Source organism: Enterococcus saigonensis (assembly GCF_011397115.1).
Lineage (GTDB): Bacteria > Bacillota > Bacilli > Lactobacillales > Enterococcaceae > Enterococcus_C > Enterococcus_C saigonensis.
In genome coordinates this window covers 69,625-76,008 of the sequence record NZ_AP022823.1, presented here as the reverse complement: position 1 = coordinate 76,008, position 6,384 = coordinate 69,625, and the positions used below count along the sequence as shown (strand labels likewise).

General features: G+C 37.4%; 9 protein-coding genes and 1 pseudogene. 7 read left to right on the top strand and 3 right to left on the bottom strand.

All coding sequences use genetic code 11. From position 1 onward, the window contains the following. Positions 1–334 precede the first annotated feature (334 nt). Both EsVE80_RS13645 and EsVE80_RS13640 read left to right on the top strand, forming a co-directional pair. Complete coding sequence (locus EsVE80_RS13645; protein WP_001835296.1) at positions 335–550, top strand: peptide-binding protein; 216 nt, start codon at positions 335–337, stop codon at positions 548–550. Between the two features lie 17 nt (positions 551–567). After that, positions 568–840 (top strand): antitoxin, encoded by a 273-nt coding sequence (locus tag EsVE80_RS13640; protein ID WP_002326825.1) that lies wholly within the window; start codon positions 568–570, stop codon positions 838–840. A gap of 132 nt (positions 841–972) precedes the next feature. Here the strand turns inward: EsVE80_RS13640 and EsVE80_RS13630 are convergent, their stop codons facing one another. Next, positions 973–1,653 (bottom strand): IS6-like element ISEnfa1 family transposase, encoded by a 681-nt coding sequence (locus EsVE80_RS13630; protein ID WP_000191454.1) that lies wholly within the window; start codon positions 1,651–1,653, stop codon positions 973–975. Positions 1,654–1,727: 74 nt separating this feature from the next. Next, positions 1,728–1,856 (bottom strand): annotated as a pseudogene (locus EsVE80_RS13625) (helix-turn-helix domain-containing protein); the annotation flags it as partial. 165 nt (positions 1,857–2,021) lie between these two features. Here EsVE80_RS13625 and EsVE80_RS14040 point away from each other — a divergent pair. From EsVE80_RS14040 to bcrD, 5 genes are all read left to right on the top strand, one after another. Further along, positions 2,022–2,219, top strand: coding sequence for a helix-turn-helix domain-containing protein (locus tag EsVE80_RS14040; protein WP_000384569.1), 198 nt, complete (start codon positions 2,022–2,024; stop codon positions 2,217–2,219). Further along, a complete protein-coding gene (bcrR, locus tag EsVE80_RS13615; RefSeq protein ID WP_000395511.1) occupies positions 2,209–2,823 on the top strand; it encodes a bacitracin resistance transcriptional activator BcrR in 615 nt (204 codons plus the stop codon). The genes EsVE80_RS14040 and bcrR overlap by 11 nt, the downstream gene beginning before the upstream one ends. 182 nt (positions 2,824–3,005) lie before the next feature. Next, complete coding sequence (gene bcrA, locus EsVE80_RS13610; protein WP_002346952.1) at positions 3,006–3,923, top strand: bacitracin ABC transporter ATP-binding protein BcrA; 918 nt, start codon at positions 3,006–3,008, stop codon at positions 3,921–3,923. Then, positions 3,916–4,665: an ABC transporter permease gene (locus EsVE80_RS13605; protein ID WP_000933358.1), complete on the top strand. Its 750-nt coding sequence runs from the start codon at positions 3,916–3,918 to the stop codon at positions 4,663–4,665. Before bcrA ends, EsVE80_RS13605 begins: the two co-directional genes overlap by 8 nt. Further along, positions 4,665–5,492: a bacitracin resistance undecaprenyl-diphosphatase BcrD gene (bcrD, locus tag EsVE80_RS13600; RefSeq protein WP_086321365.1), complete on the top strand. Its 828-nt coding sequence runs from the start codon at positions 4,665–4,667 to the stop codon at positions 5,490–5,492. The genes EsVE80_RS13605 and bcrD overlap by 1 nt, the downstream gene beginning before the upstream one ends. A 207-nt stretch (positions 5,493–5,699) precedes the next feature. Here bcrD and EsVE80_RS13595 read toward each other — a convergent pair whose 3' ends face one another. Further along, positions 5,700–6,380 (bottom strand): IS6-like element ISEnfa1 family transposase, encoded by a 681-nt coding sequence (locus EsVE80_RS13595; RefSeq protein WP_173104239.1) that lies wholly within the window; start codon positions 6,378–6,380, stop codon positions 5,700–5,702. Positions 6,381–6,384 lie beyond the last annotated feature (4 nt).

Below are 6,384 nucleotides of genomic sequence, written 5' to 3'. Positions count from 1 at the left end.
CCTTATTTAGTTGATACGGACAGCGCAACGATAAAATCAAACCTGGAAGAACTGTACAAGCAACATAAAGAAGATAACTTGGTTTTCCAAAATATTATCAAGCGAAGTAATAAAGTAAGTACCTGGTCTAAAAATGGAATTACAGAACACAAAGGCTATGACAAAAAAGTTTTATCCATGTATGAGAACGTATTTTTTGAAATGCTTGAGCGAATTATTCAATTAGAAAACGAAAAAGAATAGAATCACAAATCACAAGTGATTAATCACAAATCACTTGTGATTTGTGATTGTTGATGATAAAATAAGAATAAGAAGAAATAGAAAGAAGTGAGTGATTGTGGGAAATTTAGGCGCACAAAAAGCAAAACGAAATGATACACCAATCAGTGCAAAAAAAGATATAATGGGAGATAAGACGGTTCGTGTTCGTGCTGACTTACACCATATTATAAAAATTGAAACAGCAAAAAATGGCGGAAACGTAAAAGAAGTTATGGATCAAGCCTTAGAAGAATATATACGGAAATATTTACCTGATAAACTTTAAAAAGGAGTGAAAATGAAATGGCAGTTACGTATGAAAAAACATTTGAAATAGAGATCATTAACGAATTATCGGCAAGCGTTTATAATCGAGTATTAAACTATGTTTTGAACCATGAACTAGATACTAAAAATACTCGTTTACTAGAAGTGAATCTTTTAAATCAATTAGAAGTGGCACAAGAAGTTGATTTATTTCAACAACCATTTGAAGAATTACAAGCTATTCATGAGTATTGGCGGTCAATGAATCAATATTCAAAACAAATTTTGACAAAAGAGAAAGTGGCTTAACATGGCGAATATTACTGACTTCACCGAAAAGCAATTTGAAGATCGTTTAGAAAAGAATGTTGAACGACTAACTAAAAATGGTTCTGTTGCAAAGTCTCAAAAAGGTCATTAGTTTTTCAAGATGATTCTTATTTAAGCAGGGATTCCTAATAGTCCTTTGATTTCTGTACAGACGGAAAAGCCAAAAAGAGACCCTTCTTTTCGGCTTTTTTTATAAATTCCTCGAATCGCTTCCATGCCTTTAATCGTGGTTGAGGCTGTTCGCAAACTTTGGTAAAATTTGTTTCTTCGCTTAATTGGACGATGGTCTTGTTCAATCAGATTATTCAGATACTTGATTGTTCGATGTTCTGTTGTTATATACAGTCCATTTTTCTGAAGCTTTCTGAAGGCACTCTTAATAGAGGGTGCTTTATCCGTTACTAGAACCTTTGGTTCTCCAAACTGGTTCTTCAGTCGTTTTAGAAAAGCATACGCAGCCTGTGTGTCGCGCTTTTTCCGTAACCAGATATCTAAGGTTAAGCCATCTACATCGATAGCGCGATATAAATAATGCCACTTTCCTTTAATTTTGATATAAGTCTCGTCCATTTTCCATGAATAAAAGGACTGTTTGTTTTTCTTTTTCCAAATTTGATAAAGAATCTTTCCGTATTCTTGCACCCAACGGTAAATTGTGGTGTGACAAACGTGAATTCCTCGGTCATACAGAATTTCCTGCACTTCACGATAACTCAGGTTGTACCGAAGATAGTAGCCGACGGCTACGATAATCACGTCTTTTTGAAATTGTTTTCCTTTGAACTGAGTCATCTTCATTCCTCCAAGCTATCTTTTTCAATTATTTTACCTCAAAATGAGCTTATCGGAAACTTTGCAACAGAACCCATAATAGAGCGTGGCGTAAGGTCTACCAGTTGGGCAAGATATTCCTGTGTCCACCCTTTTGCTTCCCGAGCTTTTTTTATCGCTATACCTAACGGCTTAAAATCAAGTTTTCTTTCATCTTGGTACATTTTAATATCACCCTATATCATTGTACATTTCGGGTGATGATATTTGAACGAAGTATGATTTTATGTTTAGTAGTGTATAATTTCGTATTAGTGGAGAGAAAATTGCTATTATTCGTCATTCCGTATATAATAATTATATACTCTTTGCGAAAGGAAGTTGATATTATGGATTACATTTCTGTGAAAGCCGCTTCTGAAAAATGGGGCATATCGGAAAGACGGATACAAAAATTATGTGAGGAAAATCGCATTGACGGAACTGAAAAATTTGGTCGTGCATGGATGATACCAAAAGATGCAGAAAAACCCGTTGATGGACGTATGAAAACAAGGAACAAACAGGAGGAGAATCATGGAATTTAATGAAAAGCTACAACAGCTTAGGACTGGAAAGAACTTAACGCAGGAACAACTTGCGGAGCAATTATATGTATCAAGAACAGCCATTTCAAAATGGGAAAGCGGCAAGGGTTACCCTAACATTGAGTCGCTCAAGTGTATTTCTAAATTCTTTTCTGTGACCATAGATGAACTACTATCGGGCGAAGAACTGATTACACTTGCCGAAACTGAAAATCGTTCCAACTTGAAAAAGATTTACAACTATATTTATGGAATATTGGATATGATGGCAGTTGCGTTTATATTTCTTCCGTTATATGGAAACTCTGTTGGCGGTTATGTTTATGCGGTCAATCTACTATCATTTACAGCCACCACACCATTCAATCTTGCAGTCTACTGGAGTGCTTTTGCCGCCTTGATTGTAATAGGGATTGCTAAAATAATACTTACCCATTTAGATAAAGAAACATGGGGCGGCATTGCTACAAAATGCTCCCTTGGACTCACTGCTTTGGCTATCTGTTTCTTAGCAGCAGCAAGAGAACCATATATAACAGCACTTATGTTTCTGCTGTTTGTCGCAAAAATAGTTGTTTGGATTAAGCAGAACGGAACAAAGTAAAAACGATATAAATCCCTTGAAATAGGCTCTGACACGATAAGTGTCGGGGCTTTTTTTCATGTTGACATGATAGATGTAGGCGATGTGACGGTAGGTTTCTTGGCTTTTGATATAGCTCCTGTGATAATAAAATTGTGGTCAGTGAAAACAAGAACAGCAACCAACGGAAAGGAAAATCAAATATGGATTATATCATTGAAACAGAAAATCTTACGAAGCGATACGGAACAGCCACCGTTGTCGATAAGGTCAATCTTCATGTGCCAACGGGCAAAATTTATGGTTTGCTCGGCAGAAACGGAGCAGGCAAAACCACAGCAATGAAAATGATGTTGCAGCTTGCTCTCCCAACGGATGGAACGGTACGCTTGTTTGGCACAAACTATAAGGAAAATATCCATACCCTTTATAGCAAAGTAGGCTCTATTATCGAAACACCGGGATTTTACAGTAATTTAACAGGGTATGAGAATTTGCAAATTCTCGCTAAACTGCGAGGGGGAGTATCTAAAAGTGGAGTAGAAAAAGCTCTTGAAGTTGTGGGGCTGCATAAAGAGAAAAGAAAAGTCTTTTCCGATTATTCCCTCGGAATGAAGCAACGGCTTGGTATTGCCGCCGCCATTATGCACGAGCCGGAGCTTTTAATACTTGACGAACCGATTAACGGACTTGACCCCATTGGAATAGTTGAAATACGCTCATTTTTATCTGAACTTAGTCACAATCATGGCATTACCATTTTTATCTCAAGCCATGTTTTAAGCGAGATTGAACAGATAGCAGATATTATCGGCGTTATGCACGAGGGGCATTTAGTAGAGGAAGTGAATATATCCGAGCTTCACAAAAGGAATCGAAAATACATTCAATTTGATTTATCTGACAGTGAGATAGCTGGAAAGATTTTAGAAAGCCACTACCACATGACGGATTTTACAGTGCAGGACGGTACGGTGAGAATTTATGACTTTAGCCAAAGTGTTGGAGAAATCAATCGAGAATTTGCACGAAATGGACTGCTCGTGACAAGGATAGATGATAGTGAGGAAAACTTAGAGGACTACTTTTCTAAACTGATTGGAGGTGGCGGTATTGCTTAATCTTATTTCTTGTGAATTATTAAAACTAAAGCGTTCAAAAATGGTGCTAATTAGTGTGGCAGGGGTATTATCTACCCCACTTTTGATGTTAATAGAAGCCTTGCAAACACATTTTGATAAGCCGGAGATTATCTTTACCTTGTCTGACATATACAGCGACAGTGTACTGTATATCATGCTGCTGGTAAACATTATGATATATGTGGCAATTGCAGCTTACTTGTTTAGCAGAGAGTACACAGAAAGCACACTCAAAACCATATTGCCCATACCCATTTCAAGGACAAAACTATTAATTGGAAAATTTTGCACCCTGCTTCTTTGGATTGTTATGCTCACCCTTGTAACATGGGCAGGTATATTTATCGCTTGTGGGCTATATCACGCTGTCTTTACATTGGAGGGATATAGCTTACTAGTGGCAATAGTATGGCTCCCCAAGTTTTTGTTTGGCAGTATCCTGATGTTTTTAACAGTTTCTCCTTTTGTGTTTGTTGCTATGAAAACAAAAGGATTTGTCGCCCCGATGATTGGCTCTGCCGTGATTGTCATGGGAAGTGCCGCACTTTCAAATCAAGAATGGGGAGCGTTGTATCCGTGGACAGCCACCTATTTCTTGGTGCAGGGTAAACTTCAGAGTACCGGCTATCCTACACTGCTGTCTGTATCTATTATTATTCTTGTATCAGCAGTTGGTTTTCTTATGACCTTTCATCATTTTAAAAAGGAGGATTTGAAATAATGGTACTTGATTTTATAGAAATTTTAAAAGTTATTTTTCTTGGAATTGTTGAGGGTATTACTGAGTGGCTACCTATCAGCAGCACAGGACATATGATTCTTGCGGACAAATTTATCACACTTAATATGAGCGAAGCATTTAAAGAAATGTTTTTTGTTGTTATTCAACTTGGAGCTATACTCGCAGTGGTTGTAATGTTTTGGAACAAGATGTTTCCATTTCAGCTAAAGGATAAATCGCAGCCACTTGTTAAAAAGGATACTTTCTCGTTGTGGTTCAAGGTTGCAGTGGCTTGTATACCGTCAGGTATTATGGGGATTTTATTTGATGATTATTTGGATGCTTACCTCCAAACCCCCATTGTGATTTCAATCATGTTAATCTTTTATGGTTTGTTATTCATTCTCATAGAAAATTGGAATAAAAAGCGTACTCCTACTACTATGGCACTTTCTGACATCAGCTATAAAACAGCAATCTTGATAGGGGCATTTCAAGTGTTATCACTTATACCCGGCACATCACGGTCGGGAGCAACGATTATAGGTGCTTTACTCATAGGAGTTTCACGAGTGGCAGCAGCAGAGTTTACTTTTTTCCTCGCAGTACCTACTATGCTTGGAGCAAGTGCTTTTAAGCTGTTAAAATTCGGGTTTGATTTTACAAGTGCAGAACTGCTCGCTCTTGTTCTCGGTATGGCTGTGGCATTTGCGGTATCTGTCTTAGTAATTAAATTCCTAATGAACTTTATCAAAAAACATGATTTTAAGGTGTTTGGTTGGTATCGAATTGTGCTTGGTATCTTGGTATACTTGTTGTACTTATAACAGTAATGTGATAGAAAAACAATTCCATAAGCAATAATCTGCCGCACGACGGCAAAAGAAAAAAGCCGTCGTACAGCAGACATATTTTCACGCCTATGAAACGGTGGCTTTGATTTTCAGAGCCGCCGTTTCTTTGCGTTTACACAAACCAATGGGTTCTGTTGCAAAGTCTCAAAAAGGTCATTAGTTTTTCAAGATGATTCTTATTTAAGCAGGGATTCCTAATAGTCCTTTGATTTCTGTACAGACGGAAAAGCCAAAAAGAGACCCTTCTTTTCGGCTTTTTTTATAAATTCCTCGAATCGCTTCCATGCCTTTAATCGTGGTTGAGGCTGTTCGCAAACTTTGGTAAAATTTGTTTCTTCGCTTAATTGGACGATGGTCTTGTTCAATCAGATTATTCAGATACTTGATTGTTCGATGTTCTGTTGTTATATACAGTCCATTTTTCTGAAGCTTTCTGAAGGCACTCTTAATAGAGGGTGCTTTATCCGTTACTAGAACCTTTGGTTCTCCAAACTGGTTCTTCAGTCGTTTTAGAAAAGCATACGCAGCCTGTGTGTCGCGCTTTTTCCGTAACCAGATATCTAAGGTTAAGCCATCTACATCGATAGCGCGATATAAATAATGCCACTTTCCTTTAATTTTGATATAAGTCTCGTCCATTTTCCATGAATAAAAGGACTGTTTGTTTTTCTTTTTCCAAATTTGATAAAGAATCTTTCCGTATTTTTGCACCCAACGGTAAATTGTGGTGTGACAAACGTGAATTCCTCGGTCATACAGAATTTCCTGCACTTCACGATAACTCAGGTTGTACCGAAGATAGTAGCCGACGGCTACGATAATCACGTCTTTTTGAAATTGTTTTCCTTTGAACTGAGTCATCTTC